Source organism: Nocardiopsis ansamitocini (assembly GCF_030268225.1).
GTDB classification, from domain to species: domain Bacteria; phylum Actinomycetota; class Actinomycetes; order Streptosporangiales; family Streptosporangiaceae; genus Nocardiopsis_D; species Nocardiopsis_D ansamitocini.
In genome coordinates, this window is sequence record NZ_BSQG01000004.1 from 314,629 (window position 1) to 339,799 (window position 25,171).

Genomic DNA, 25,171 nt, shown 5'->3' on the forward strand with positions numbered 1-25,171 from the left:
CACACACCGGCCACCCCGCCCCGGCGCGCCCCTGCCCCGCAGGCGCGCTCAAGCCAGACGGCCGGCGCATTCGGGCAGAGAGCGCTCTTCGACCTTGTTGGCCTTGTCGGCGATGGGCGCAGCCGCCTCACCGTAGAACAGCGCAGCGCCCCGCGTGTCACCGAGCACTCCGAGGAGATGGGCGCCCACGACACGTTCCCGCTGCCGGATCAGCCAATATCGTCCAGGAGCACAAGCCCCCGATCGGACCCGTAGACGCGCGACCGCGACCACCTGGATCAACCACACCGGCACGGTCGGAACCAGCCGTTACCAGCCGTTCCAGCCACACGTACAGGGCCGCGGACCCGGGGCCCTGAGCCATACGGTCGCCCCGGTCGGCATCGACCAGGACAACAGGCCCCACACGGGCCAGCTGCTGCATGACGGCTTCGGTCGTCCCGTAGACGTGCGCGACCACGACGACCACCCAGGCCACCCACCGCGCGCAGCGTGAGCACCGCTTGGGAAGTGACGCTCACGACAGGGTGGCAGCACAACAGCAGCAGGCCGAGACTGCCGTCGCTCCCCGACGGAGACTGCGCCCGACGGGCCCCGCCCCCCAAGACCGGATCGGCCGTCGCGGCCCGCCCCTCGCCCCGGCCCCGGCCCTAGAACGAAAGCGGGTGCGCCGGCACCTGAAAACAGGAATGCGCCGCACTCAACCCGACAACCACCGCCGCGCCCCGTACCCGCACGCCCCGACCCCCAACGCCACCACCCCCAACAGCACCGACTCCAACGGCAGGCAGAACGCCAACACCACACACCCCACCAAACCCACCACCGGAACAGCCAACAACGGCCGATCCTCCTGCGGTCCCAACCGCAACGCCGACGCATTGGCCACCGCGTAATACACCAACACCCCAAACGACGAGAGCCCCACCGTGGTCCACACGTCACCCACCGCCACCACACCAAGAACCACCACCGCCACCACACCAACCGCCAACCGAGGCGCCCCCGCCCCCAACCGACGCACCACCAGCGGCAGATTCCCGTCCGCCGCCATCTCCGACACCGTGCGCACCACACCCGACAACAACGACACCAACGCCGCACCACACGCCAACGCCGCCCCCACCGCAACAACCGCACCCACCACACGCCCAGCACCCGCCGCGACCACCGCATCCGCCAACGGCACCACCGAATGCCCCACCGCACGCGGACCCAACACCGCCATCACCGACGCACCCACCGCCCCGTACAGCACCAACGCCGCACCCAAAGCGACCACCGCCGCACGTCCCACCACCCGGCCATCACGCGCCCGCGCCCCAAGCGCCGTGATGCGCGCATACCCCGCAAACGCGAAGAACACCATCCCCGCCGCCGCCAACACCCCCGACAACCCGTGCCAGCGCCCCTGCAACGCCAGATTCGACACATGCGCCGCACCACTGCCCCACGCGACCACCACCACCGCGACCACCACCGCGACCACCACCACCAACAGCAGCCGCACCACCCACTCCGACAACCGCACCCCGACCACCACGGCCACCGCCGCAGCCACCACCAGCACCGCCCCCGCCACCCCCGGCGCCTGCGGCCACACATACACCCCGAACACCAGCGCCATCACCGCACACGACGCCATCTTCCCCACCACAAACGCCCACCCGGCCAAGAACCCCCACGCCTCACCCAAGCGCTCACGGCCATACACATACGTCCCGCCCGGCTCCGGGTGCCGCGCAGCCAACCGCGCCGACGACGAAGCGTTGCAGCACGCCACCACCCAGGCGATCACCAACGCCAACGGCAGCCACACCCCAGCCGTACGCGCAGCCGGAGCCCACACCACGAACACCCCGGCACCCACCATCGCGGCCAGGCCCACCACCGTGGCACCACCGGTCCCCAGCGACCGCACCGGCCGACCCAACGCATCAAAAAGAGAAGACGTACTCACGGCGCGAGTGTGCCCGATGCGGATCACGTCCGCGTGAAGACCCCCCAACTCACCGACCAACCCCACCCCACACCACCAAAAAAGAGGGCCGCCCCAGACACCCCCGACCCCCGCGACAGCCGTGCTTGCCCTCCACCGACCAACCGGCAATATGCGCCGCGCAAGGCAGGAACACGAGCGCCCCGGCAAGTCAGCCCACACCAGCCCCCAGCGTGCGCCCCCCGTCCAACGTCAGCACCTGCCCCGTCACCCACGCCGCATCCCCCGACGCCAAGAACGCCACCGCCGCCGCCACATCCTCGGGCTCGCCCAACCGACCCAACGGATACCCCGCCACCACCCCCTCCTCGTCAGCCAGCAACGCCTCCGCGAAACGCGTCCGCACCACCGCAGGCGCCACCGCGTTCACCCGCACCCCCGGCGCCAACTCATACGCCAACTGCTGCGTCAGATTGATCAGCGCGGCCTTGCTCACCCCATAAACCCCGATCCCCGGCGACGGATGCTGCCCGGCAAGCGACGCCACATTCACCACCGCACCCCCGTGCTCGGCCATCCACGCCCCGTACACCGCCCCCACCCACTGCGCCGCAACCGTCACGTTCACCTCAAAAATCTTGGCCATCGCCGCACCACCGGCCTCCAGCACCGGACCGAACACCGGATTGATCCCCGTGTTGTTCACCAACACGTCCACCCGGCCGAACTCCGCCAACGCCCGCCCGACCACCTCATCGCGATGCGCACCGTCCTGCGCCCGCCCCGCCACCCCCAACGCGACCCCCGCACCCCCCAACCCCGACACCGCCTCCGCCAACGGCCCCTCCGACCGCGCCGTCACCACCACCCGACCGCCCTCATCAACGATCCGACGCGCCACAGCCAGCCCGATCCCCCGGCTCGCACCCGTCACAACCGCGACCCTGCCCGCAAAACGCCCCACGACCGCTCCTTCGCCCACCCACGCCGACACCACCGAAACCAAACAATACCGACCAGACGGTCTGCCAATCGGAGCAACCCACCCCACCCACCCAAACCCTGGTAGCGTCACCCACCGTGACCTCGCACTACTTCAACCCCGACCCCGACACCCCCCACAAAACCGCCACCATCGACCTCGTCCTCCCCGACCTCCACCTCACCCTCACCACCGACCGCGGCGTCTTCTCCCCCGACCGCATCGACCTCGGCACCCGCATCCTCCTCGAAACCGCCCCACCACCCCCCCAACACGGCACCCTCCTCGACATCGGCTGCGGCTACGGCCCAATCGCCCTCACCATGGCCAAACGCGCCCCCGACGCCACCGTCCTCGGCCTCGACGTCAACAACCGCGCCCTCGCCCTCGCCCGCACCAACGCCACCGCCCACGCCCTCACCAACACCCGCTTCCGCCACATCACCCCCGACGCAACCCCCACCCCCGACCAAGAACCCGACACCCCCCAACTCCTCACCGGGCCCTTCGCCGCCATCTGGTCCAACCCCCCCATCCGCGTCGGAAAACCCATCCTCCACACCCTGCTCCGCACCTGGCTCGGCCGCCTCGCACCCGGCGCACACGCCCACCTCGTCGTCCACAAAAACCTCGGCGCCGACTCCCTCCAACGCTGGCTCGACACCAACAACCACCCCGCCACCCGCATCGCCACCCGCGCCGGATATAGAATCCTGCGCACCACCAACAACACCTGACCTGCCGGTAAGCTCAACACCGACCGCCACCCAACCCCAGATACGAGGAACGCACACCAGGTGAGCACGCAACTGCGCCCCACCGACGTCAAACGACTCAACCGCCAATGGCGCAGGCGCACCAATGGCCGAATCAGCCTCATCGTCGAATCGGTCACCCAACCCTTCAACCTCGGCTCCATCCTGCGCACCAGCGCAACCCTGGGAGTCGACACCATCTGGCTCACCGGCAACGCCATCACCCCCGACCACCCCCAAGTCGGCAAGACCGCACTCGGCACCGACGCCAAGGTCACCTGGGAAAAACTCGCCACCACCGGCGAAGCCGTCACCGCAGCCCGCGCAGCCGGATACCGCATCGTCGCCATCGAACTCGCCCGCGACGCCCTGCCCCTGCACGACACCCCGCTCACCGGCGACATCTGCCTCGCCGTCGGCGCCGAGGACCACGGCTGCTCACCAGCCCTCCTCGCCGCTGCCGACGCAACCGCCTACATCCCCCAGATCGGCCGCGTGGGCTCCCTCAACGTCGCCACCGCGACCGCAATCGCCATCGCCGAAACCCGCCGACGCGAATGGGAAACCCTCCCCGCCACAGCGGACGACCCGGCCATGCACTAAACCCCGCCCCGCCCCTCCCGCCAGGCACAACGCCCGCGGGAGCCCCGGCGAACCCACATCATTGGGCAAAAACCCTCAACCAGGGTTGGATAACGCCCAACATGGGAACTTCTCAGCCTCAACGAGCGTATTTCCCTACACCCGAGACATGAGAGAGGACAATGGACCCGTCCCGAAGTACGAGCAGCGTCCACACCGGACGCTGTGCTTCCGACTTAGACGAACCTCCTTCACCAAGCAGCGTGCGCACCGAGCCTGACCGCTCCGAGGCGGTGCGTGCGTCATGACCATCATCTTGAACATCCTCCTCGGAGCACTGGTGGTCTTCCTGATCACCGTCGCCACCGGGTACTTCGTCGCCCAAGAGTTCGGCTACATGGCGGTGGACCGATCCCGCCTCAAAGCCCGCGCCGCCGCCGGCGACACCGGCGCAAGCCGCGCACTTTCCATCACCAACCGGACCTCCTTCATGCTGTCCGGCGCCCAACTGGGCATCACCGTCACCGGACTGCTCGTCGGATACGTCGCCGAACCAATGATCGGCTCCGGAATCGGACAGCTCCTCGGCGGAGTCGGCGTCCCCCAAGGCGTAGGAGTCGCCCTGGGTACCGCCCTGGCCCTGCTCTTCTCCACCGTCGTACAGATGGTCTTCGGCGAGCTCTTTCCCAAGAACCTCGCCATCGCCCGACCCGAGCCCGTGGCCCGCTGGCTGGCCCTGTCCACCGGCATCTACCTCAAGGCATTCGGCTGGCTCATCTGGCTCTTCGACCAGGCCGCGATCCTGCTCCTCAAGGCAGTACGGATCGAACCCGTCGAAGACGTCCAGCACGCGGCAACACCCCGTGACCTGGAACGCATCGTCGAGGAGTCCCGCGACAGCGGCGACCTCCCCGCCGAACTCTCCACACTGCTCGACCGGACACTGGACTTCTACGAGCGCACCGCCGACCACGCCATGATCCCCAGGCCCCAGGTGGCCTCCGTCGAAGCCGACGAACCCGTCAGCCGCGTCGTGGAACTCATGGCCACCGGCCACTCCCGCTTCCCCGTCCTCGGCAACGGAGTCGACGACATCATCGGAGTCATCTGCCTGCGCGACGTCCTGGCACTGGGCGAACGCGAACTCGACACCGTCCAGGTGTCGGAGATCGCCCGCAGCGCCGTCATGGTCCCCACCTCGCTCCCCCTGGCCACCGTCCTGGCCCAGCTCCGCGAGGCCGACGACGAGTTCGCCTGCGTCGTCGACGAGTACGGCGGCCTCGCCGGTGTCATCACCACCGAGGACATCGCCGAAGAGCTCGTCGGCGAGATCGCCGACGAACACGACCCCGAGGACGAAGGCGAAGCCCGCGTCGGCGACGACGGAAGCTGGCTCCTGCCCGGCGCCATCCACGTCGACGAGGTCGAGCGCCTCCTCGGGCACGACCTGCCCGAAGGCGACTACGAGACCATCGGCGGCCTGGTCATCAACCGGTTGCGGCGCCTGCCCGCCCCCGGAGACCACGTCACCGTCGACCTTCCCCGCCACCCGGGAGCGCACGACGCCGACCCCGACCACGTCATCACCCTCACGGTCGAGAACGTGGACCGCCACGTCCCCGAGACCGTGCGGCTGGAACTGAACGAGGCCACCACGGCCTCCTCCGTCGAAGAGGAGGTGACCGCGTGAGCGACATGAACCCGTGGCTGGCCATGATCATCTCCGTGGCGATCATCGGTCTCAGCGCGTTCTTCGTGGCCATCGAGTTCGCTCTCGTGGCCGCCCGCCGATACCGCCTGGAGGAGGCGGCGGAGACCAGCGCCTCGGCGCGCGCCGCGCTCAAGAGCGCCCGCGACCTCTCGCTGCTCCTGGCCGGTTCCCAGCTGGGCATCACGCTGTGCACGCTGGCGCTGGGCGCCATCACCAAACCGGCCGTCCACCACCTTCTGGAGCCGCTCTTCCACGGATGGATGCCCGACGCGGTCTCCTATGTGGTCTCCTTCGTGGTCTCCCTCATCGTGGTGACCTTCCTGCACCTGGTCGTGGGCGAAATGGCGCCCAAGTCCTGGGCGATCTCGCACCCGGAGAAGTCGGCGACCATGCTGGCGATCCCGATGCGGGCGTTCATGTGGTTCACCCGCCCCGTCCTGGTGGTCCTCAACGGCATGGCCAACTGGTGCCTGCACCGGGTGGGCGTGGAGGCCGTGGACGAGGTCAGCGGCGGACACAGCGCCGACGATCTGCGCGAACTGGTGGAGCACTCGGCCAAGGCCGGTTCCTTGGACCCCGAACGGCGCGCACAGCTGGCCACCGCGCTGGAGGTCAACTCCCGTCCACTGCGCGACATCATCACGCCGAAGGACGAACTGGCGGGGGTGGCGCCCGACGCCGGCCTGGACACCATCAAGCGGGTAGCGCGCGAGAGCGGGCACCTGCGACTGGTGGTGGGTGAGGACGAGCCCTTCGGTGTTCTGCACGTGCGGGACGCGCTCACCAGCGGCTCGGAGACCACCGCCGCCGAGCTGATGCGCCCGGTCCTGACCCTGGACGCGGCGACCCCGATCTACGCGGCGCTGAGCATCATGCGGGAAAGCCGTACCCACCTGGCGTTGGTGGAGGAAGAGGAGAACCTGATCGGCCTGGTCACCCTGCAGGACATGCTCGACCGGCTGCTGCTGACCGGCGAGCACCCCGCAGCGGTCTGATCCGCTCGCCGTCCGACGGCCCGGCCCCTCACGGGTGCCGGGCCGTTCGCCTGTGGGGAAACTCTGCGTAATGCCCTGTACAGCGAGTGACCATCGTCGGCAAAAACACGTCCGATCCGCCCCCGATGTCGCATTTTTGGGCGCATCCTAGGAGTATCTGGTGGCTTGCCACTCGATTTGTGTAGTGGCTCTGTTGTTTGTAGAACAACACAGCCACCTTTACGGTGTAGATTTTTAAGAGTCGAGCGATACTGTTTTCCCACGGAGCGAACCATCGGAGAGATCCCTACGATCCACGGCCACGATTCTCTTGTGCCCTTCTCGGAGCAGGCTCCCCAACGCGCTTCCCCACTCCCCCGGAGCGGAGTCCGCCCACTGGGCGCACGGCTGCCCACGACCGAGCCCTCCCCTCCCCCGCCGCGAGAGGGACCGCCCGATGCGCACCTCGTCCCTTCGACGGGGACAGGCCCCACGGACCGCTCTCGATCAGTGCCGTCACGACGCCGCGTGATAGGTCGCCTCGTCGAAGTCGGCGGGCAGCCCGCCCCCGCTCAGGTCCCAGGCCCAGCGGCCCGGGATGGCGGCCAGGCGGTTTTTGGTGGTGGCCGCCGACAGGTGGCTGCCGCGGGCGGTGCGCGTGTTCTCAAGCGTGCGGCGGTAGTCGCGCACCACTCAGGCCCGTACGGAGGTGTCGGTGAGCGGGCCGCCGCACCCAGGTCGGTGGAGGCGGCCAGCTTGTCGGCGAAGGCGCGGTGTTCGTCCGCCAGGCAAGGCGAGGGTCCGACGCAGGCGACCGGTGCGTGTGTTTCCAGAAGTAGCCGCTGGCGATGAACACCTGGCCATCCCCGAAGCTACTACTCAGCGGTCACTTTGCGGCTCACCGGAGCTTCGGACGAACCAGGCCTACATGTCCGTTCGTCCCGGCTCCACGAGAACGGCGCCTACCTGGCGGCCTTCGGATCCGCGGACTGCGTGTCTCCCATCTCCACACGGAAGGGGTATGTCCTGGCTGCGGTGAACGCGCCGTGGATCGGCATGATGAGCGAGGTGAGGCGACGGACATCGGCGTCGCCGATCGGCGTCCACAGCGCCGCGCAGTGCTCGTCGGTCTCGACCTCGATCTGCTCGCGCGCCGCGACGCCGGCATCGGTAGCGGTGCCGTCGGCGTTGAGCCAGCCGCGTGCGACGAGGCGCGTCGTTGCCGCAGCCACCTCCCCGTCGTCCCACAGTCGGGTGGCACGCGCGATCGCTTCCGGGAAGTGACCTGTCGCGGTTTGCAGAACGTTGCAGTCACACGGCCCGAGGTCGTTGGCGGCGAGGACGGTGAAATGCGCGTCGCCGCGCCACTCGCGCAGCACCGTGATCTGCTGCCATAGCGCGACGAGCGGATCGGCGGGGAGGGGGACCGAGGCGTTGGCGGCGGCCAGCGTCTTCCCGGCGTAGTCGGCGCTCGCGACGACCGGGTCGATGAGCGATCGTGCCTCAGCGATCTGATCGGCGGCGAGGCTCACGTCGACGCGCTGCAACGCACGATCGACGGCTGCGAAGCGGGCGTCCTGCCACTCCTCTGGCGTCGCTGTGTCCCACACGCCTGCCATGGCCTGCACCGACCGTGGGCTGAAGTTGTAGAAGGCCGCGAGTGTGACCTGCCACGGGACCGCGCCCATCGGTGCTGACCGGAACGCGAAGTACGCCGGCCCGTACTCGGTTACGCCCAGCTTGGCGGCCTCTTCCGGCGCCTCGGGGATGAAGTAGACGAACAGGTGAGTCGCGTTGATGGTGAGGCTGACCTCGCGGACGGCATTCAGATCCATGTCAGCGCGAGCGAAGGTACTGGTGAGATGCATTGCGGTGGTCTCCCGGCAAGTGGAAGGATCAAGATCGTCTTTGGTGTATCCGGTAAGTCAGGACTGCTCTGGCGCGGTGATCTGTACGGAGATCGCGCCGAGTTCCTGCACTTCGATCCGGACCGTGTCTCCCGGTGCCAGGTAGCGGCGGCGGCCGGACAACTCCTGGATGCAGCCGGTGCCCACGGGGCCGCTGGCGATGATGTCACCGGCTCGCAGCGAGGTGCCGCGCGACGCGTGCGCCAGCATCTCGCCGAACGACCAGTGGATCTCGTCCCAGCTGCCGCCGCCGTAATGCTCATCGTTGACGTACCCGTCCATCCGCAACGCATAGCCCTTGCCCGAGCGGTAGGGCTCCAGTTCGTCGGGGGTCACGAGGAACGGGCCGAGGCTGGTCGAGGTGTCCTTGCTCTTGGACGGGCCGTACACGAACCCCATCTCGCTCGCGGAGATATCGCGTGCGCTCCAGTCGCAGTAGACCAGGTAGCCGGCGATGTGATTCTCCGCCGTGGCGGCGTCAAGGTTCGAGCAGTCCCCGGCGATCACCGCGGCGACCTCGACCTCGTAGTCCCACAACTGAGCCCCCGGGGCGAGGGGGACCTCGTCGTGCGGTCCCTTGATCGCCGCCGGGTTGGAGAAGTAGAAGAGCGGATACTCGTACCAGACCGGGCTGACCCTGCCGTCGCCAACCGCTGCCTTACCCGCGTTACTGATGTGGCGTTCGAACGCGGCGAAGTCCCGGACCGCCGGGGGCACCGGTATCGGCGCCAGCAGGTCGGCCGTAGCCAGCTCGACGACCTCAGTCGGTTCCCTGGTTGCGGCGGCCTCCAGCCCGCCCTCGGCGCGCAGCAGCTCCAACAGGCCCATGCCCACGGCGTGGATCTCGTTGTCGTGCACAACGCCGCAGCGCGTGGAGCCGTCGGCGGAGCGGTAGCTGGCCCACTTCATCGGGCAAGCACCTCCCGGGTGTAGTCGTTCGTTCCCCCGGTGATCACGACCGTCTTCATGCGGCCACCGCCCGCGCGAACTTGACGATCTCCTCGACGAACAGCTCAGGCTGCTCCAGGGCGGCGAAGTGGCCGCCTGCGGGGATGTCGTCGTTGAAGTAGCGCAGGTCGTGATAGGCGCGCTCGGCCCAGATACGCGGGGTACGCGTCAGTTCGTCCGGGAAGACGCTGACACCGACGGGAAGGTCCAGCTCAGTCAGAGCGAGCGGCTGCCGGGCGTACTCCCAGTACAGGCGGGCCGCGGAAGCAGCCGTGCCGGTGAACCAGTACAGGGAGATGTGGTCGAGGATCTCGTCGGGGGTGAGGGCATCGGGCCGGGCCCAGTCGAGGAACTTCTCGTAGATCCAGGCGGCCTGCCCGGCCGGGGAGTCGGTCAGGGCGTAGCCGATGGTCTGCGGCCGGGTGCGCTGCACGACGTGGTACCCGGAATGGACGGCGAAGAAGCGGCGGCCCTGTTCGAGTGCGGCCTTCTCCTCAGGGGTCGGGGCGTCGCCGACCGGTGGTGCGGCGAGGAACTCAGGGAAGTTGACGTGGACCGCACGCAGACCCTTCAGGCGCTGCGCCCCCATGCGGGTCGCGACGACACCGCCCCAGTCGCCTCCCTGGGCCAGGTAGGAGTCATAACCGAGGCGCCGCATGAGCACGCCGTACGCGCGGGCGATCCGGTCCGGGTCCCAGCCTGTCGAGGCGGGTTGGTCGGAGAAGCCGTAGCCGGGCATCGAGGGGACGACGAGGTGGAAACCGTGCTCGGTGAGCGGGCCGACGGTCTTGAGGAACTCCAGGAACGAGCCCGGCCATCCGTGCAGCAGCAGCAGGGGGATGGCGCCGGGTCGGGGTGAGCGCACGTGCATGAAGTGCAGGCCGAGACCGTCGATGGTCGTGCGGAACTGGCCCAGCTCATTGAGCCGCCGCTCCAGATCGCGCCAGTCGTACCCGGTGGCCCAGTACTCCAGCAACTCCTCAAGGCGCTCCCGCTGCACCCCCTGACTGCTGTCCGGCGCTGTCTCCCGGCCGGCAAGGCGCACCCGGTGGAGCCGGTCCTTCAGATCCCCCAGGGCACTGTCCGGAATGTCGATACGAAACGGTGTCACGCTGTCCGATGTCATGGTCACCACTGTGCGGCCGCGACGAGGCCGCAGTCCAATGATTGTTCCGACACACGTAATACAAGCCGCGTATAAGGCCAGCTAAAGTGAGGTTGTGTCCGAACTCTTCCCCGCACCCGTGGACCTCGACCTCCGGCTGGTGCAGTGCTTCACGGTGATCGCCAAGTACCAGCACTTCGGCCGTGCCGCCGAAGCGCTGCACACCACCCAGCCGTCGCTGAGTCGACAGATCCGCCGCCTCGAACAGCAAGTGGGCGTCCGCCTGCTCGACCGCACCACGCGCGGCACCCGGCTCAGCGAGGCCGGCGAGGTTTTCCTGCCCCAGGCCCAGGGGTTGCTGCGCGCCGCGGTCGAGGCGATGGCCCGCACCCGGGCCTCGGCCCGGCCCAGCAGCATCACCATCGGCTACACCAAGGGGCTGGCCATCACTGCGGCCGTGCGGGCCCTGCGGGGCCGCAACCCCAATGCCGAGGTCCACACCCGCCTGCTCGCCTGGAATGACTCGCGCGGCGCACTGCTGGAGCACCGCGTCGACGCGGTGGTGACGCGTCTGCCGTTCCCCACCGATCGGCTGCGCGTCACCGTCCTCTACGACGAACCGCGCGTGCTGGTCGTGTCCCGGGACCACCGTCTGGCCGGCAAGGAGTCGGTAACCCTCGGCGACATCGCCGACGAGCCGATCCCCCGCGTACGCCAGTCCGACCCGTTACTCAACGCCTACTGGCGGCTCGATCCCCGGCCCGACGGGCGGCCCGCGCCCGACGGCCCCCTGGTCGAAGCCCTCGAGGACAAACACGAACTCATCGCCGCCGGGCAGGCCGTGGCCATCGGGCCTCCCCTCGACCACGCGACCGGCCTGCATCCCAGCCTCACCACCGTCCCGTTGCACGGGGTCGAACCGAGCCAGGTCGTACTCGCCACGCGCACCGGCGACCGCAGCCGTCTGGTCACCGATTTCCGCAAGCATGCCGAAGCCCTGCTCACCGGAACCCACCCTGCAGGACCGATCCGCACCCCATGATCAGCGGCAGCTCCGCCCGCATACGCAAGCGACCATGGCCCGTGCCTGGGCTGCCGCTACAGCGTCCGACAAGATCGGGGGCTCCTCCAGGGACGTCCTACGCGCCGCTGAACCGGACGACGCCGAGCGGGCCGCGCCCGATCAAGGCATGTGCGGGCAGGGCTGCACCTCGCGCGTCGGCGGATCCTAGGGGTCGTTGCAACACCGAAGGTCAGTTGCTCGTCGCGAGCAGCTTAGCGAGGCGCTCGGCTGGGGTATCCCAGCCGAGCGTTTTGCGTGGGCGTCCGTTGAGCTGGACGGCCACTGCCTCCACGCGATGAACGCAGGTATCCCTCCGGGGATCTGACCGCCCTCGAAGTTACTCAGCGGTTACCTTACGGCTCGCCGTAACTTCGGGAGAATTAGGCCGTATCCGTTTGATCGGGGTGGCATCAGCGAAAGCGACAGGTTTACAACGTAGATTAAGAAGAACGTCAAGCGAACGCCCCTCTTCTCGATGCTAGACGCCGTCCAGGAACCGGGTTTTCTTCGTCTGAAACTCCTCTTCGGTGAGCAGCCCCTCTTTGCGCAGCCGCCACAGGGCCCGCAGGCCGGACCGCACCCGCTCCTGGGCCTACTCCCCGGCCGGCGCGGGGCCGGGCGCGGCGGTGATCGCGGCCGGTTTCCTCGCCGCCCATGCGTGGGCCAGGACGGTGGCCGCCATGATGAGGCCGCCGCGAGAGGGACAGGGGTGAGGAGGATTACCACAGGATCCGAAGACCAGATCGGCCGCGCCCACTGCTCCCCGCCCTGGAGGAATTCGAGGCCGGTGTGAGCGCCCTGCTGGCCGCCGAAGCGCGCAGCATCGGACACAAGTTCGTGGCCAAACCCGGGGCCGCCTACGACAGATCGGTCACGCGGTCGGCGGTGCTTGTTCGGCGGCCGCGATCTGCGTGTCGATCTGCTCGAACATCTCGAGGAGCCCCTTCGGCGACTCCTCATTGAAGAGCATCTCCAGGCTCTGCGCAGACTCGTGGGCCGAGGCCCCCGAGCGCGGGAACAGGTCGGCCTCGTAGCTGGCCAGCGCCGCTTCGGTGTCACCGGGACGGGCGGCGATGGCCAGAGCGAGCAGGGACCCGTCGTACATGGCCAGGTTCGCGCCTTCGCCGGCGAACGGTGACATCAGGTGGGCGGCGTCGCCCAGTAGTGTCACGCCGGGGACGCGCGCCCAGCTGATCCCGGGAGGCAGGGCGTGGATACGCCGGGGGATGAGCGGGGCGTCGGCGTGCTCGACGAGGCCCCGCAGCCCCTCGTCCCATCCGCCGAGCCGGTCGAGGACGGCCTTGCGTGCGGCCGGGGTGTCGGTGAAGTCGATGGTGTCGAGCCACTCCTCGGGAACGCGGAAGCCCAGGTAGGTGTGCAGGCTTCCGTCAGATTCCTTGTGACCGAGGAAGCCGGTGGTCCCACGGAACGCGAACAGCATCCCTTCGCCTATGACAGCCGCTTGCTCGGGGTGCCTGTCGTCCGCGTCGAACAGGTCGGCTTCGACGAACGAGATCCCGGTGTAGGCGGGCCAGGCGTCGGTGACCAGCGGCCGGACCTTCGACCAGGCACCGTCCGCGCCGATGAGCAGGTCGGTGGTGATGGTGTGTCCATTGGCGAAGGTGACCTCGTGCCGGCCGTTCCCGCCTGGCAGGGGGCGGGCGGCGGTGGCCTTGTGGCCCCAGCGGACGATGCTCTGGGGCAGGGCGTCCAGGAACATGTCGCGCAGCTGTCCGCGGTCGACCTCTGGTCGCTTCAGGCGTCCGTCGTCGGCTTCTTCGCGTAGGACGGCGCCGGTGTGGTCGAGGATGCGCATGGCCTCCCCGCCGTGGCGGATGATGTCGGCGAACGCGTCCCAGAGCTCGGCGGATCGAACGGCTTTTTGGCCGCTGGTGTCGTGGATGTCGAGCATTCCGCCCTGGGAACGGGCGTCCCGGCCGGCTTCCAGGTCGAACACGGCGGCTTCGATGCCCTTGACGTGCAGGACGCGGGCGGCCGTCAGGCCGCCGAGTCCGGCGCCCAGGATGGCGATGGGATGGTGCGTGGTCATGGTCGTCCCCTAGCCGAGGTCTGCGAGCGGAGCCGGATTCGTTCGCGGTTGCCGAGGGATCGGTGTGGCCGCGATGCCGGTGAGCAGTACGTGGATCGCCCAGGTGGAGCGTGCCGATGGCGGGCCCGCGAGCACGGCGTCGGCATGGGCGGCGACATGGGGCGCTGTGGCGGGGACCGCGGTGCGCACCGCGCGTTCGAGGGCGTGCGTCTTGGCCTCGCCGCCGACCGGTGCGTCGATGCCGTCCGAGCCGGGGTCGCCGTGTTCGGCGGCGGTCGCGGTGACCTGCTGTAGGAGCAGGTCCGTTCCCCATGCCGCACGGTCGGCCGGCACGTCGCCGTCGATGAGGAGTCCGAGAACGCGGTCGAACAGGCGGATCGTGTGGGGACCGGCGGGGCGCAGGGCCAGGGCGGAGCGCGCCAGCCCCGGATACCGGAACAGGAGGTCGCTGTAGGCGCCCAGGAGAGTGTGGATGCGCTCCTGCCAATCCCCCGGGCCGTCCTGAGGCAGTGATCCGATGAGCTCGTCCAGGACCGCCGCGTGCAGTTCGGCGGTGTTGGCGACGTACACGTACAGGGAGGCCGGGCCGGTGTCGAGGGCCTGGGCGACTCGGCGCATCGTCGCCTTCTCCAGGCCTTCGGTCCGCATGATCTTGACGGTCTCCGCGATGATCCACTTGCGCGAGAGGGCCGGCTTGGCCGGCCTGGTGCGTCGACTACGTGGTTGCTTCTCCATACCCACAAATTAACGAACAAGTTCGTTACGAACAAGTTCATTCAGGCAATCGCTTTGCAGGGGAAGGGGTACTCGGTCAGGGGCAGAGCCGGTCGGGCCCGGCGGCGCAGCGTGGACCGCTGCCCCCCGGGGCCGCCCGGTCGAAGCCATGGAAACCGCGTCCGCCAGGCGGAGTCGTGGCTTATCCGTGCCTGTTCGATAGCGTCGGAATCAACGAAAGTGCCAGGTTTACGGCGTAGATCAAGAAGAAGGTCACGCGAACGCCCCTCTTTGCGCAGCCGCCATAGGGGTCGCCGGCCGGACCGCACCCGCTCCTGGGCCGGTGCGGCGGTGATCGCGGCAGGTTTCCTCTCCGCTTCCGCGTGGGCCAGGACGGTGGCCGCGATGATCAGCGCCCGTCCCTCCCACCCCTCGCCGAGCAGGCAGACCAGGTCCTCCGTTGCTCCTTGCCCTTGGCCCGGCTGGCTTCGGAGCCCGACCAGGCCAGGGGCAGTCAGGGACCAGCGCCAACGCCCGCCGTCTGGTGCCGCCCTGATCCGGGAGACCGGGGCCGGGACGGACCTAGATGCCGTTGACCCTGAGGGTGACGTCGATGTTGTCGCGGGTGGCCCTGGAGTAGGGACACATCTGGTGCGCCTTCTCCACCAGGTCGGCCGCGGTGGCCTGATCGGCGCCCGGGATCGTGACGTCGAGCAGGACCTCCAGGCCGAAGCCGTCGCCACCGGTGCCCAGGCTCACCTCGGCGGTGACGGAGGACCCTTCGACGGACTCCTTCTCCTTGCGCGCGACCCCCTTGAGCGCGCCGTGGAAACAGGCGGCGTAGCCCACGGCGAACAACTGCTCGGGGTTGGTCCCCGGGCCGTCGTCACCACCCATCCCCTTGGGAACCGAGAGCTCTACCTCGAGGCGGCCGTCGTCGGTGCTGCCGGTACCGGTACGGCCGTCGCCCTCGGCGGTGCCCTTAGCGGTGTAGAGAGTCTTCATGGTGCGCCCTTTCCTCGTGATCATGAAACGGTCTGGGTTCGCGTGGCGTCGCGGCCGGCAGAGACGACCGATTCGGTGAGCTGGTCCAGCAGAGGCTTCAGGAGCCTCACCTGCTCCATCGACAGGCCGGTCGAGCACAGCACACGCTGCGGTACTTCTTCGGCGCGGCGACGCGCCTCGATGCCGTCCTCGGTGAGCGCGACGCGCACGATCCGCTCGTCGTTGTCGGTACGCGAACGACGGACCAGGCCGCGGAGCTCCAGCCGCCGCAGGAGCGGCGACAGGGTTCCCGAGTCCAGTCGCAACGAAGCTCCGAGCTCCTTCACCGACAGCGCGTCGTGTTCCCACAGCACCAGCATGACCAGGTACTGGGGATAGGTGAGGTCGAGCTCATCGAGGAGTTCGCGGTAGACACCGGTCAGCGCCCGGGAGGCGCTGTAGATGGAGAAGCAGAGTTGGCTGTCCAACGACAGGTTGGCGGTTGCGTCCGATCCGACCATGGCGGCCGACCCCCTCTCACGGCTACTTTCGCATTACACACAACCAGGTTGTGCACAACTTATTGTATTCGCCCCCCATCGGGAACAGTCCGGAGCCACACGCGTTGTTGACAATCGGGCAGGACCGCCGCACGGGAGCGGCGCGACACGACGAACAGACGGGGCAACGCGACCATGCCGGTGCACGAGGTGGACACGATCGTCCTGGGCGGTGGCCAGGCCGGACTGGCCACCGGCTACTACCTGACCAAACGGGGGCTGCGTCCGGAGAGCGACTTCGTCATCGTGGACCGCGGACCGCAACCCGGTGGGGCGTGGCAGCACGTGTGGCGCTCGGTCCGGCTCATCTCTCCCCCCGCCTACACCCGGCTGCCCGGACTGAAGTGGGAGCGCTTGAGCGAGGCCCCGCCCAGTGGGCCCGAGGTCGCCGCCTACTTCGCCCGCTACGAAAAGCATTTCGGCTTGCCGGTGCGGCGCCCGGTCGTGGTTCGCCGGGTCACCGACGCCGACCCCGGAGGGAAGCACGAGCGGACCGGTCCGCTCCTGGTGGAGACCGACACCGGCACCTGGCGGGCCCGCGCCGTGGTCAACGCGACCGGCACGTGGGACCGCCCCTTCCTTCCCTCGGTCAACGGAGCGGCCACCTTCGGCGGACGCCAGCTGCACGCCGCCGGCTACGACTCCCCCGAGGAGTTCGCCGGGCTGCGGGTGATCGTGGTGGGCGGAGGGCATTCCGCCCTGCAGATCCTTGCCGAGATCGCCACCGTCGCAACGACCGTATGGGTGACTCGCCGACCACCGGAGTTCCGGGACAAAGGGCTGACCGAGGCCGACCTCGTGGCGGTCACCGACGCGGTGGCCGCGCGCGTGGCCCAGGGCAAGCCGCTGCGCAGCGTGGTCAGCTACACGGGGTTGACCATGACACCGGCGGTGGAACGGGCCGCCCAGCGCGGGGTGCTGACCGCCCGGCCGATGTTCGAGCGGATCACGCCCGAGGGCGTTGCCTGGGCCGACGGTTCCACCGAGCGTGCCGACGTGCTGGTGTGGGCCACCGGGTTCCGGCCGGCCCTTGGCCATCTGGCTCCGCTACGGCTGCGCTCGGAGCTGGGCGGGATCGCGATGAAGGGGCCGCGCACCGCGGTGGACCCCCGGGTTCACCTGGTGGGGTACGGGCCCTCCGCCAGCATGATCAGCGCACACCGGGCCGCCGCCGTGGCTGCCCGGGAGGTGGCAGCGGGACGTCAGGATGCACGTGCACACTGAATGCCCGGTTGCTCCCATCGATACCGTTTTTGCTGCTCTTCAGTGATAGCGTCCCGTTCCAGGCGGCGCCCCTGGTGCAACCGGCCGCATTGGCGTGGTGGTGCGCATCCCGGAACCGGCGATCGCCGCCGGTAGGGGGTTCGCCCGATCGGCATCGCACCTGTGCAGGAGAGGCCCATGACCGTTCCGCTCGTCATCGACACCGACACCGCCCAGGACGACTGCGTCGCCCTGCTGGTGGGACTGCTGGACCCGCTGGCCGACCTCCGGGCGATCACCATGGTCGCCGGCAACGTGGGCTTCGACCGGCAGGTGCACAACGCGTGGCTGACCCTCAACGCGGCCGGGCGGCTGGGGGAGGTCCCGGTGTACCTGGGGTCGCGCCGGCCGATGATGCGGCCGTGGGAGAGCGCGGAGAACGTGCACGGCGACGGTGCGGGCGGCCTGGACATGGACGTCACCGGTCTCGCCCCTCAGGACGAGCACGCCGTGGACGCGCTGGTGCGCATGGCCGCGCAGTCGCCCGGGGAGTTGTCGATCGTGGCGATCGGCCCGCTGACCAACATCGCCGCCGCGCAGCTCAAGGATCCCGGCTTCGCCGCCAACGTCAAGACGCTCTACGTGATGGGCGGCTCCAACAACGGGCGGGGCAACATCACCGCGGCCGCGGAGTTCAACTTCTACGTGGACCCCGAGGCCGCCAAGGCGGTGTTCGCGGCCGGCTTCGAGGTGGTGGTCGTGCCGTGGGACCCGCTCACGTTGCGCCAGGCCGTCTTCGGCGACGAGCGCCTTGCCGCGATCGCGGATCTGGGCACCCCGTTGTCGGACTTCTTCACCAGGGTGTGCGCCGCGACCCTGGAGTTCGACCGCAGTGTCGGCATCGACGGAACCACACACCCCGACTCCTTGACGGCGGCGCTGCTGCTGCACCCGGAGCTGGTGCGGCGCAGTGCCGGTTACCACGTGGACGTGGAGACCTCAGGCGAGCTGACCCGCGGCTATTCGGCGATGTCGTGGGGGGTGCACGGCCTCGACGCCAATGCCACCGTGATCGAGGAGATCGACTCCGAAGGCTTCTACGGCTACCTGCGCACCCTCTTGGCCACCCCCACCACCCCGCAGCGCCCCTTCTCCTGCGCGGACTGACCAGGAGCGATACGGATCACGCCCCGCCGGCCGGAGAAGTTCCGGGGCGGGGCGTCGCCCGTTTCCGAGGCGGATCAGACGGTGGCCGGCCGGCCACCGCGGCTCTCCCCCACGCGGCGCAGCGCACGCAGTGAACGCTGCCAGTCCCCCTGGAGCGCAGCGGCCAGGGTGGTGTCGTCGAAGGGGCCGTGGGTCAGCTCCAGGCGCGTGCAGTGACCGGAGTCGAACAGGCGCCACCGCACCAGGGCGTCGGAGCGGGGCCAGGTGTGGGCGAGTTCGCGTCCGCGCTCCAGCACGCGGATTCGCCCCGGGCCGGGCCCCCAGCCGAGGTCGTAGTGTCCGCCCACTTCCGCCTGGACCGAGGCGGCCTCTCCGGCCCACTTCGCGACGGACCGCGGGTCGGTGAGGCAGGCGAAGACCGCGTCACGGTCGGCCTTGATGGGGATGCGGGCCCGGGCGACCCCGTCGGTGACGGGGGTGAGGTCGTAGCGGGGCGACAGCACCCGCCCCTCGGTGTGTTCGGCGAGCACCCCCAATGCCAGGGTCCAAAAACGGGTCAGGGCGCTTCCCGCCGGGGCCGGCTCGTGGGTGACGCGGACGTCGGTAGGTCCGGTGCCGGTTCCCTCCAGGGCGATCTCCACACGGGTGGTCGTCCCGGACAGCTCCCAGTCCAGTCGCAGCAGCCGGCCCGGGTCGACGTGCACCAGGCGCTGGGCCGGACGGGCCGGACCGGGGGTGTAGCGCCCCCAGAAGGCGTAGCGCCCCTGGTCGGGGGCGATGTCGGCGTACTCGGCGAACCAGCGGCGCATGGCGTCGGCGTCGGTGAGCGCGGCATAGACGGTGGCGGGAGGCGCGTCGATGCGAATCGACGCGCGGACAGGTTGGTGAACGGTCGACATTGGTCGTTCCCCTCGGTTTCCTGCTCGAACGGCGCGGCAGGCGCTGCTGGCACCCTAACCGCGACGGGCGTCGCGTATGCGCGGAATTGGTCACATCGGTCGGAGGGAAGACCCGTCACCAATCGGGAATGAAAACCGTTACCATTTGCTTGTACTGATCACGGGCCCGCACGGAGCCCGCGACCCCAGGAAGGCACTCCATGGCCAGAAACGACACCCGCCCGGTCATCAGGCTGAAGTCCACTGCAAACACCGGCTTCACCTATGTCACCCGCAAGAACCGGCGCACCACCCCCGACCGGATGGTGCTGCGCAAGTACGACCCGGTGGTGCGCGCGCACGTGGACTTCCGCGAAGAGCGCTGAGCACCGACCACCCCACGCACCGACCTCTTGGAGACAATCACCATGCGAACCGGAATCCACCCCGACTACCGCCCCGTCGTCTTCCGTGACCGGGTCGGCGGCCTCGCCTTCCTGACCCGCTCCACAGCCACGAGTCAGAACACCGTCGAGTGGGAGGACGGCACCACCTATCCCGTCATCGACGTCGAGATCTCCTCGGCCAGCCACCCGTTCTACACGGGCAAGGGCCGGGTGGTGGACACCGCCGGCCGTGTCGAGCGCTTCAAGCAGCGCTACAGCCGCTCCTGACCATCGACCCCGATCCGACGAAGGACCACCCATGGCCGTTCCCAAACGCAAGATGTCGCGCTCCAACACCCGCAAACGCCGTTCCCAGTGGACGGCGCATGCCCCGCACCTGGTGGAGATCACCGTGGGCGGACGAACCGGGCGCGTGCCCTTCAACCTGGTTCCCGCCTATCGCGCCGGACTCCTGAGCCTCTAGGGGAGCCCGGCGCGACCGGGTGTTCAGGGCAGGGTGCGCGAAGCGGGACCGGTGTAGCCGGCCAGCACCGAACGGGGCAGCGGCCCCTTGATACGCGCCCCGCTCTGGCGCTCCTCCCATGCGTGGGCCAGAATCCCCACCGAGCGGGACAGGACGAACAACCCTCGGCCGAGCTCGGGGGCGAACCCGAGCTCGGCGTAGATGACGGCCGTGGCGGCGTCGATGTTCATCGGCACCGGACGCGTGCGCCCCCGGGCCAGTGCCGCCTCCAGCGCCAGCGCGGCCTCCAGGGACCGTCCCTCGACCACCCCTTCCGCCACGGCCTTCTCCACGAGGTCCAGCAGCGGATCACGGCGCGGGTCACGCGGGTGGAAACGGTGCCCGAACCCGGGAACGTAGCGTCCCTGCCCGCGGTGCTCGGCCACGATCGCGCCGGCCGCGTCGTCCAGCGCCGCTCCCTCGTCGTGCCTGGCGCGCAGGTCCGCCAGCAGCTCCATGCACTGCTGCCCCGCTCCCCCGTGCACGTCACCGAGCAGGTTGACCCCCGTGGCGACGGCGTTGTTGAGGCCCACACCACAGGTGGCCGCCATACGCGCGGCCGCGATCGAGGGGGCCTGGGGGCCGTGGTCCACCGCGGCCATGAGTGCCGCCTCCAGCAGACGGGAGCGGGCGGGATCGGGAAACTCCCCGCGCAGCATCAACCAGACGGTGTCCACGAACGTGGCACGCCCGATGAGGTCCTGCACGGGGTAACCCCGCAGTTCGATCTCCCCGGGGGCGATGCGGGTCACCCCGGTCGCCCACCAGTCGCCGACCTCGCCCCGGGTCATGGGGGTGTCTGCGGCAGCGCTCATGTCGCACCGTCCTCTCTCAGTTCGCGGATCGCGGCGTCGTCCCATCCGAGCTCGCTCAGCAGTTCGTCGGTGTGCTCGCCCAGCAGCGGCGGACGGCGGGCCGGGACGGGGCCTCTGCCGTCCACGTGCACTCCGTTGCCCAGGACCCGCAGTCGGCGGTCGGGGGCGCCGGGGAAGTCCATCTCGTGGACCAGTCCGCGGTAGGTCACCTGGTCCAGGTCCAGGGCGTCGGCGACCCCCAGCACCCGCGCGGCGGGGACGCCCGCGGCGGCCAACAACTCCTCCCACTCCAGAGCCGAGCGACGGACCAGGAACTTCTCCAGTTCCGTCCGCAACTGCTCCCGGTTGCGCTTGCGGTCCTCCCGAGCGGCGAAACGGCGGTCGGTGGCCAGTTCGGGGCAGTCGGCCACCGCGCACAGGGCCACGAACTGCTCCTGTTTGTTGGCGGCGATGTTGAGGTCGCCCTCACCGGTGGCGAAGGTCCCCGAAGGGGCGGCGGTGGCGTTCTCGTTGCCGATGCGCGCCGGCTCGGCACCGGTGGTGAGGTAGTTGGACACCCCCCAGCCCATAGCGGTGATCGCGGTCTCCAGCATGGAGACGTCCAGGAAGGCCCCCGCACCGGTGCGTTCGCGGCGCACCAGTGCGGTGCTGATGGCAAAGGCCGCGGCCAGCCCGCCCATGACGTCGGCGACCGGGAAACCCGCACGCAGGGCACCGGTGTCGGGGGTGCCGGTGGCTCCCATCATTCCGGAGAGGCCCTGGATGATCTGGTCGTAGGCGGGTCGCTGCCGCATGGGCCCCGCGGAGCCGAAGCCCGAGACCGCGCAGTAGACGAGGCCGGGGTTGATCGCGCGCAGCCGGTCCCAGCCGAAACCGAGCCGCGCCAGAACGCCGGGGCGGAAGTTCTCCAGCAGCACGTCCGCCCCTGCCACCAGGCGTTCCATGACCTCCTTGCCGCGTTCGTGCTTGAGGTCGAGGGTGAGTGAGCGCTTGCCGGCGTTCTGGGCCAGGAAGGACGCCCCGACGAGGTCGGCGTTGAGTTGGGGGGAGCCGCCGAGTTGGCGGGCGAGGTCGCCCGAACCCGGGACCTCGACCTTGACCACGTCGGCTCCCATGAGCGCCAACTGGTAGCCGGCGTAGGGGCCGGCCAGCACGTTGGTGAGGTCCAGGACGCGCACTCCGGCGAGCAGGGCCTCCTCGGGGGTGTCGGTGCTCACAGCGCCCCCGCCCCGGTGGTGGGGCCGTCTCCGCCGGCGGGGTCCAGGCCGATCTCGGAAATGCGGGCCGCGGCACGGGTGACGGCCGTGGTGAACCCCTGGACGGCTTCGGGGGTGAAGCGCGCGGTGGGTCCGCCCACCGCCAGTGCCGCCACGACCGAACCACCGCCGGGAGCGAGCACGGGAGCCGCGACGCCGGAGGCGCCGGTCTCGCGTTCACCGTGGCTGACGGCGTGGCCCTCCCGCGCGGCCCGCTCCACGTCGGCGCGCAGGGTCCGCGCGTGGCCGGGGCCGTGCGGGGAGAGGGCGGCGACCCGCAGCAGCAGGGCGTCGTCGGCCTGGGCGAGCAGCACCTTGCTGGCCGCCCCGCCCCACAGCACCATCTCGTCCCCGACGTTGACCACGTGGCGCAGTTTCTGCGGGCCGTCCTGCTGGGCCACGCACAGTCGCACCGCGTCACTGCGGACGTAGAGGTTGACGGTCTCGGCGGTTTCGGCGACGAGGCCGCGCATGACGGTGCGCACGGCCTCGGGAAGCTGCCAGGCGGCCTGGGCCAGGCGGGACCAGCGCAGCAGGCCGGGGCCGACCCCGATCTGCCCGTCGGGGCGCGCCCACAGCAGGCCGCGCTGCTCCAAGGTGCCCACCAGACGCAGGACCGTGGTCTTGGCCAACCCGCTGAGCGTGGTGAGCTCGCGGATGGACCGGCGCTGGTGCTCCTCGTCGAAGAGCGCGAGCAGGTCCAGTGCGCGCAGGACGCTGCGCACGCTGCCGTCGGGTTCGGTGTCAGCCATCGGCACCCCTCCATAGTGCGGTCCGTCAGGTGGACCATTAATTCCATTTGATGGACTATTCCGTTCAGCGTAACCGACCGCACCGCCATCGAGGAAGCCACCCTCCACCAGCGGCCTTCCTTGCGGCCGTCGCACTGTTCACCACAATTTGACGAGGGCGAAACCGCCATACCATCGCGCAAGTCAGCGACAAAACGGCAAAAGTCGCGAGCAATCGCATTGACAGTCCCCGATGTGACCCGCATCATGTTCCAAGCCATTTAACGGACCCCTTGGTCCATACAGTGGACCAAGTGATCGGGAAGCAGTGACCTGATGGGCAAACAGCGGATACTCCGCTCAGCAGGAGCCCTGGCCGCGGTCGCGGTCGTGGCGGCAGCGGCGGTCAACGCCGGCCTGTCCGACGACGGCGCAGCCGAGGCCCGCCAACGGCTCAACATCGTCGTTCCCGCCGACCCCGGCGGCGGCTGGGACCTCGTGGGGCGCGAGACCCAAAACGCGCTACGCGTCAACGACCTCGTCGCCAACACCCAGGTCGTCAACATCCCCGGTGCGGGAGGCACCATCGGCCTGGCCCAGACCGTACGCCGCGCGGGCGACGCCACCAGCCTGATGACCACCGGGACCGTGATGATCGGCGGCATCGTCGTCAACGATTCCGCCCAGACCCTGGAGGACGTCACCCCCATCGCCCGCGTCGCCGACGACTACGAGGTGTTCGTGGTGCCGGCGGATTCTCCGCTGGAGGACATGGGCGACCTGGTCGAGGCATGGCGCGCGGACGCCGGAGCCGTGTCGGTGGGCGGCGGATCCCTGGGAGGCACCGACCACCTGCTGGCAGCGCTGGTGGCCAAGGATCAGGGAATCGACCCCCAAAGCGTCAACTACATCCCTTACGCCGGCGGCGGTCAGGCACTGACCTCTCTGCTGTCGCACAACATCGACGTCGGCGTCTCCGGCTACAACGAGTTCCGCGACCAGGTCGAGGCGGGCAATATCCGCGTCCTGGGCGTCTCGGCCGAGGACCGCGTGCCCGGACTGACCGAGCACCCCACCCTCGCCGAGCAGGGGATCGACGCCGTCCTGCCCAACTGGCGCGGCTTCATGGCCCCGCCCGGGATCACCGAAGCCGAGCGCGCCGAGCTGACCGCGATCGTCACCGACATGGTGGCCACTCCGGAGTGGCAGGACACCCTGGAGCGCAACCGCTGGGTCGACACCTTCCAGTCGGGTCCGGAGTTCGAGGAGTTCCTCGGAACCGAGATCACCCGTATCACCGCCATCACCGAAGACCTTGGACTGTCATGACCACCCACACCACTCCCGGCGCCACCCCGCCTGTACCGGGCGCCCGCACCGACTGGTGGCGCGGGCGCAGCGAGATCTTCGTCGGTCTGCTGACCATCGGCATCGGCGCCTTCGTGGGCGTGCAGACACTGTCGATGCGCGTCCCGGACAACACCTCCTCCCCGGGACCGCAGTTCTTCCCGACCCTGGTCACCGTTTTGATGCTGGTCGCGGGCATCGCACTGATCGTGCAGGTGGTTCGCCGCCCGGCGACCCCCGACACCGACGGGCCCCGCAGCGCCGAGGAACTGGCCCAGGAGCAGACCGGGGCCGTGGGCGCCATCATCGACGGCCACCACGAGGAATCCCGTCCCCACGCCACCCACAGCGACTGGGCGACCATCGGCATCGTCCTGGGCACCCTGGTGCTGTTCACCCTGGCACTGCAACCCGTGGGCTGGCTGCTGTCGGGGGCGGTGCTCTTCTTCGGCGTGACCTACGCCTTCGGCGGGCGGCGGATCCTTTTCGACGCCACCCTCGCCCTGGTCTTCTCCTCCGTCATCCAACTCGCCTTCGTCGCCGGACTGGGCCTGAACCTGCCCGCCGGAATCCTGGGAGGCATCCTCTAAC

Annotated in this window: 28 protein-coding genes; 13 read left to right on the plus strand and 15 right to left on the minus strand. The window is 69.4% G+C overall.

What is annotated here, in order from left to right; all coding sequences use genetic code 11:
- Nucleotides 1-48 precede the first annotated feature (48 nt).
- The 3 genes from QSJ59_RS13905 to QSJ59_RS13915 all read right to left on the minus strand — a co-directional run bounded on the left by QSJ59_RS13905 (nucleotide 49) and on the right by QSJ59_RS13915 (nucleotide 2,903).
- Nucleotides 49-189 carry a hypothetical protein gene (locus QSJ59_RS13905; protein WP_285759947.1) on the minus strand — a complete coding sequence of 47 codons (141 nt, stop codon included), beginning with the start codon at nucleotides 187-189 and terminating at the stop codon, nucleotides 49-51.
- Nucleotides 190-700: 511 nt separating this feature from the next.
- A complete protein-coding gene (locus QSJ59_RS13910) occupies nucleotides 701-1,960 on the minus strand; it encodes an APC family permease (protein WP_285759948.1) in 1,260 nt (419 codons plus the stop codon).
- A 190-nt stretch (nucleotides 1,961-2,150) separates the two neighbouring features.
- Complete coding sequence (locus tag QSJ59_RS13915) at nucleotides 2,151-2,903, minus strand: SDR family oxidoreductase (protein WP_285759949.1); 753 nt, start codon at nucleotides 2,901-2,903, stop codon at nucleotides 2,151-2,153.
- Between the two features lie 116 nt (nucleotides 2,904-3,019).
- On the opposite strand from QSJ59_RS13915, the gene QSJ59_RS13920 reads away from it, so the two are divergent.
- The 4 genes from QSJ59_RS13920 (at nucleotide 3,020) to QSJ59_RS13935 (ending at nucleotide 6,964) form a co-directional block, all read left to right on the plus strand.
- The gene (locus tag QSJ59_RS13920; RefSeq protein ID WP_285759950.1) at nucleotides 3,020-3,658 is read left to right on the plus strand and encodes a class I SAM-dependent methyltransferase; all 639 of its coding nucleotides are present in this window, start codon (nucleotides 3,020-3,022) and stop codon (nucleotides 3,656-3,658) included.
- 60 nt (nucleotides 3,659-3,718) lie between these two features.
- Nucleotides 3,719-4,279: a TrmH family RNA methyltransferase gene (locus QSJ59_RS13925; protein ID WP_285759951.1), complete on the plus strand. Its 561-nt coding sequence runs from the start codon at nucleotides 3,719-3,721 to the stop codon at nucleotides 4,277-4,279.
- 283 nt (nucleotides 4,280-4,562) lie between these two features.
- Entirely contained in the window at nucleotides 4,563-5,948 is a 1,386-nt protein-coding gene (locus QSJ59_RS13930) for a hemolysin family protein (protein WP_285759952.1), read from the plus strand.
- A complete protein-coding gene (locus QSJ59_RS13935) occupies nucleotides 5,945-6,964 on the plus strand; it encodes a hemolysin family protein (protein WP_285759953.1) in 1,020 nt (339 codons plus the stop codon). The genes QSJ59_RS13930 and QSJ59_RS13935 overlap by 4 nt, the downstream gene beginning before the upstream one ends.
- Nucleotides 6,965-7,459: 495 nt before the next feature.
- Here QSJ59_RS13935 and QSJ59_RS13940 read toward each other — a convergent pair whose 3' ends face one another.
- The 4 genes from QSJ59_RS13940 to QSJ59_RS13955 form a co-directional block, all read right to left on the minus strand.
- Nucleotides 7,460-7,633, minus strand: a complete 174-nt coding sequence (locus tag QSJ59_RS13940; RefSeq protein WP_285759954.1) for a hypothetical protein — start codon at nucleotides 7,631-7,633, stop codon at nucleotides 7,460-7,462.
- A gap of 272 nt (nucleotides 7,634-7,905) precedes the next feature.
- On the minus strand, nucleotides 7,906-8,778 hold the full coding sequence (locus QSJ59_RS13945; RefSeq protein ID WP_285759955.1) for an SCO6745 family protein: 873 nt from the start codon (nucleotides 8,776-8,778) through the stop codon (nucleotides 7,906-7,908).
- Nucleotides 8,779-8,868: 90 nt separating this feature from the next.
- Nucleotides 8,869-9,759, minus strand: a complete 891-nt coding sequence (locus QSJ59_RS13950; protein ID WP_285759956.1) for a fumarylacetoacetate hydrolase family protein — start codon at nucleotides 9,757-9,759, stop codon at nucleotides 8,869-8,871.
- A 55-nt stretch (nucleotides 9,760-9,814) separates the two neighbouring features.
- Nucleotides 9,815-10,924 (minus strand): epoxide hydrolase family protein, encoded by a 1,110-nt coding sequence (locus QSJ59_RS13955; protein ID WP_285759957.1) that lies wholly within the window; start codon nucleotides 10,922-10,924, stop codon nucleotides 9,815-9,817.
- Between the two features lie 94 nt (nucleotides 10,925-11,018).
- Here QSJ59_RS13955 and QSJ59_RS13960 point away from each other — a divergent pair, with 94 nt between their 5' ends.
- Nucleotides 11,019-11,945 carry a LysR family transcriptional regulator gene (locus QSJ59_RS13960; RefSeq protein WP_285759958.1) on the plus strand — a complete coding sequence of 309 codons (927 nt, stop codon included), beginning with the start codon at nucleotides 11,019-11,021 and terminating at the stop codon, nucleotides 11,943-11,945.
- Between the two features lie 548 nt (nucleotides 11,946-12,493).
- Nucleotides 12,494-12,679, plus strand: coding sequence for a hypothetical protein (locus tag QSJ59_RS13965; protein WP_285759959.1), 186 nt, complete (start codon nucleotides 12,494-12,496; stop codon nucleotides 12,677-12,679).
- A 158-nt stretch (nucleotides 12,680-12,837) separates the two neighbouring features.
- Here QSJ59_RS13965 and QSJ59_RS13970 read toward each other — a convergent pair whose 3' ends face one another.
- The 4 genes from QSJ59_RS13970 to QSJ59_RS13985 form a co-directional block, all read right to left on the minus strand.
- Nucleotides 12,838-14,016, minus strand: a complete 1,179-nt coding sequence (locus tag QSJ59_RS13970) for an FAD-dependent oxidoreductase (RefSeq protein ID WP_285759960.1) — start codon at nucleotides 14,014-14,016, stop codon at nucleotides 12,838-12,840.
- 9 nt (nucleotides 14,017-14,025) lie between these two features.
- Complete coding sequence (locus QSJ59_RS13975; protein ID WP_285759961.1) at nucleotides 14,026-14,751, minus strand: TetR/AcrR family transcriptional regulator; 726 nt, start codon at nucleotides 14,749-14,751, stop codon at nucleotides 14,026-14,028.
- Between the two features lie 561 nt (nucleotides 14,752-15,312).
- A complete protein-coding gene (locus QSJ59_RS13980; RefSeq protein ID WP_285759962.1) occupies nucleotides 15,313-15,735 on the minus strand; it encodes an organic hydroperoxide resistance protein in 423 nt (140 codons plus the stop codon).
- Nucleotides 15,736-15,755: 20 nt separating this feature from the next.
- The gene (locus tag QSJ59_RS13985) at nucleotides 15,756-16,235 is read right to left on the minus strand and encodes a MarR family winged helix-turn-helix transcriptional regulator (protein ID WP_285759963.1); all 480 of its coding nucleotides are present in this window, start codon (nucleotides 16,233-16,235) and stop codon (nucleotides 15,756-15,758) included.
- Between the two features lie 174 nt (nucleotides 16,236-16,409).
- Between QSJ59_RS13985 and QSJ59_RS13990 the strand changes: the two genes are divergently transcribed.
- Both QSJ59_RS13990 and QSJ59_RS13995 read left to right on the plus strand, forming a co-directional pair.
- Nucleotides 16,410-17,498, plus strand: a complete 1,089-nt coding sequence (locus QSJ59_RS13990; RefSeq protein ID WP_285759964.1) for an FAD-dependent oxidoreductase — start codon at nucleotides 16,410-16,412, stop codon at nucleotides 17,496-17,498.
- Between the two features lie 177 nt (nucleotides 17,499-17,675).
- Complete coding sequence (locus QSJ59_RS13995; RefSeq protein ID WP_285759965.1) at nucleotides 17,676-18,644, plus strand: nucleoside hydrolase; 969 nt, start codon at nucleotides 17,676-17,678, stop codon at nucleotides 18,642-18,644.
- A 74-nt stretch (nucleotides 18,645-18,718) separates the two neighbouring features.
- Here QSJ59_RS13995 and QSJ59_RS14000 read toward each other — a convergent pair whose 3' ends face one another.
- Nucleotides 18,719-19,543, minus strand: coding sequence for an SRPBCC family protein (locus tag QSJ59_RS14000; RefSeq protein WP_285759966.1), 825 nt, complete (start codon nucleotides 19,541-19,543; stop codon nucleotides 18,719-18,721).
- A 200-nt stretch (nucleotides 19,544-19,743) separates the two neighbouring features.
- On the opposite strand from QSJ59_RS14000, the gene rpmG reads away from it, so the two are divergent.
- Genes rpmG through rpmF form a run of 3 tightly spaced genes read left to right on the plus strand, consistent with a single transcriptional unit; the run spans nucleotide 19,744 to nucleotide 20,392 of the window.
- Nucleotides 19,744-19,908, plus strand: a complete 165-nt coding sequence (gene rpmG, locus QSJ59_RS14005) for a 50S ribosomal protein L33 (RefSeq protein WP_285759967.1) — start codon at nucleotides 19,744-19,746, stop codon at nucleotides 19,906-19,908.
- Between the two features lie 42 nt (nucleotides 19,909-19,950).
- The gene (locus QSJ59_RS14010; RefSeq protein ID WP_285759968.1) at nucleotides 19,951-20,196 is read left to right on the plus strand and encodes a type B 50S ribosomal protein L31; all 246 of its coding nucleotides are present in this window, start codon (nucleotides 19,951-19,953) and stop codon (nucleotides 20,194-20,196) included.
- A 31-nt stretch (nucleotides 20,197-20,227) separates the two neighbouring features.
- On the plus strand, nucleotides 20,228-20,392 hold the full coding sequence (gene rpmF, locus QSJ59_RS14015; RefSeq protein WP_285759969.1) for a 50S ribosomal protein L32: 165 nt from the start codon (nucleotides 20,228-20,230) through the stop codon (nucleotides 20,390-20,392).
- Between the two features lie 23 nt (nucleotides 20,393-20,415).
- On the opposite strand, the gene QSJ59_RS14020 is transcribed toward rpmF, so the two are convergent.
- From QSJ59_RS14020 to QSJ59_RS14030, 3 genes are read right to left on the minus strand one after another with little or no spacing between them, the layout of a single operon-like run.
- Complete coding sequence (locus tag QSJ59_RS14020; protein ID WP_285759970.1) at nucleotides 20,416-21,246, minus strand: citryl-CoA lyase; 831 nt, start codon at nucleotides 21,244-21,246, stop codon at nucleotides 20,416-20,418.
- On the minus strand, nucleotides 21,243-22,463 hold the full coding sequence (locus QSJ59_RS14025; protein WP_285759971.1) for a CaiB/BaiF CoA transferase family protein: 1,221 nt from the start codon (nucleotides 22,461-22,463) through the stop codon (nucleotides 21,243-21,245). The genes QSJ59_RS14020 and QSJ59_RS14025 overlap by 4 nt, the downstream gene beginning before the upstream one ends.
- Nucleotides 22,460-23,254, minus strand: coding sequence for an IclR family transcriptional regulator (locus QSJ59_RS14030; RefSeq protein WP_285759972.1), 795 nt, complete (start codon nucleotides 23,252-23,254; stop codon nucleotides 22,460-22,462). The genes QSJ59_RS14025 and QSJ59_RS14030 overlap by 4 nt, the downstream gene beginning before the upstream one ends.
- Before the next feature lie 315 nt (nucleotides 23,255-23,569).
- Here QSJ59_RS14030 and QSJ59_RS14035 point away from each other — a divergent pair, with 315 nt between their 5' ends.
- On the plus strand, nucleotides 23,570-24,562 hold the full coding sequence (locus QSJ59_RS14035; RefSeq protein WP_285759973.1) for a Bug family tripartite tricarboxylate transporter substrate binding protein: 993 nt from the start codon (nucleotides 23,570-23,572) through the stop codon (nucleotides 24,560-24,562).
- Nucleotides 24,559-25,170, plus strand: coding sequence for a tripartite tricarboxylate transporter TctB family protein (locus QSJ59_RS14040; RefSeq protein WP_285759974.1), 612 nt, complete (start codon nucleotides 24,559-24,561; stop codon nucleotides 25,168-25,170). The genes QSJ59_RS14035 and QSJ59_RS14040 overlap by 4 nt, the downstream gene beginning before the upstream one ends.
- The last annotated feature ends 1 nt before the right edge of the window (nucleotide 25,171 follow it).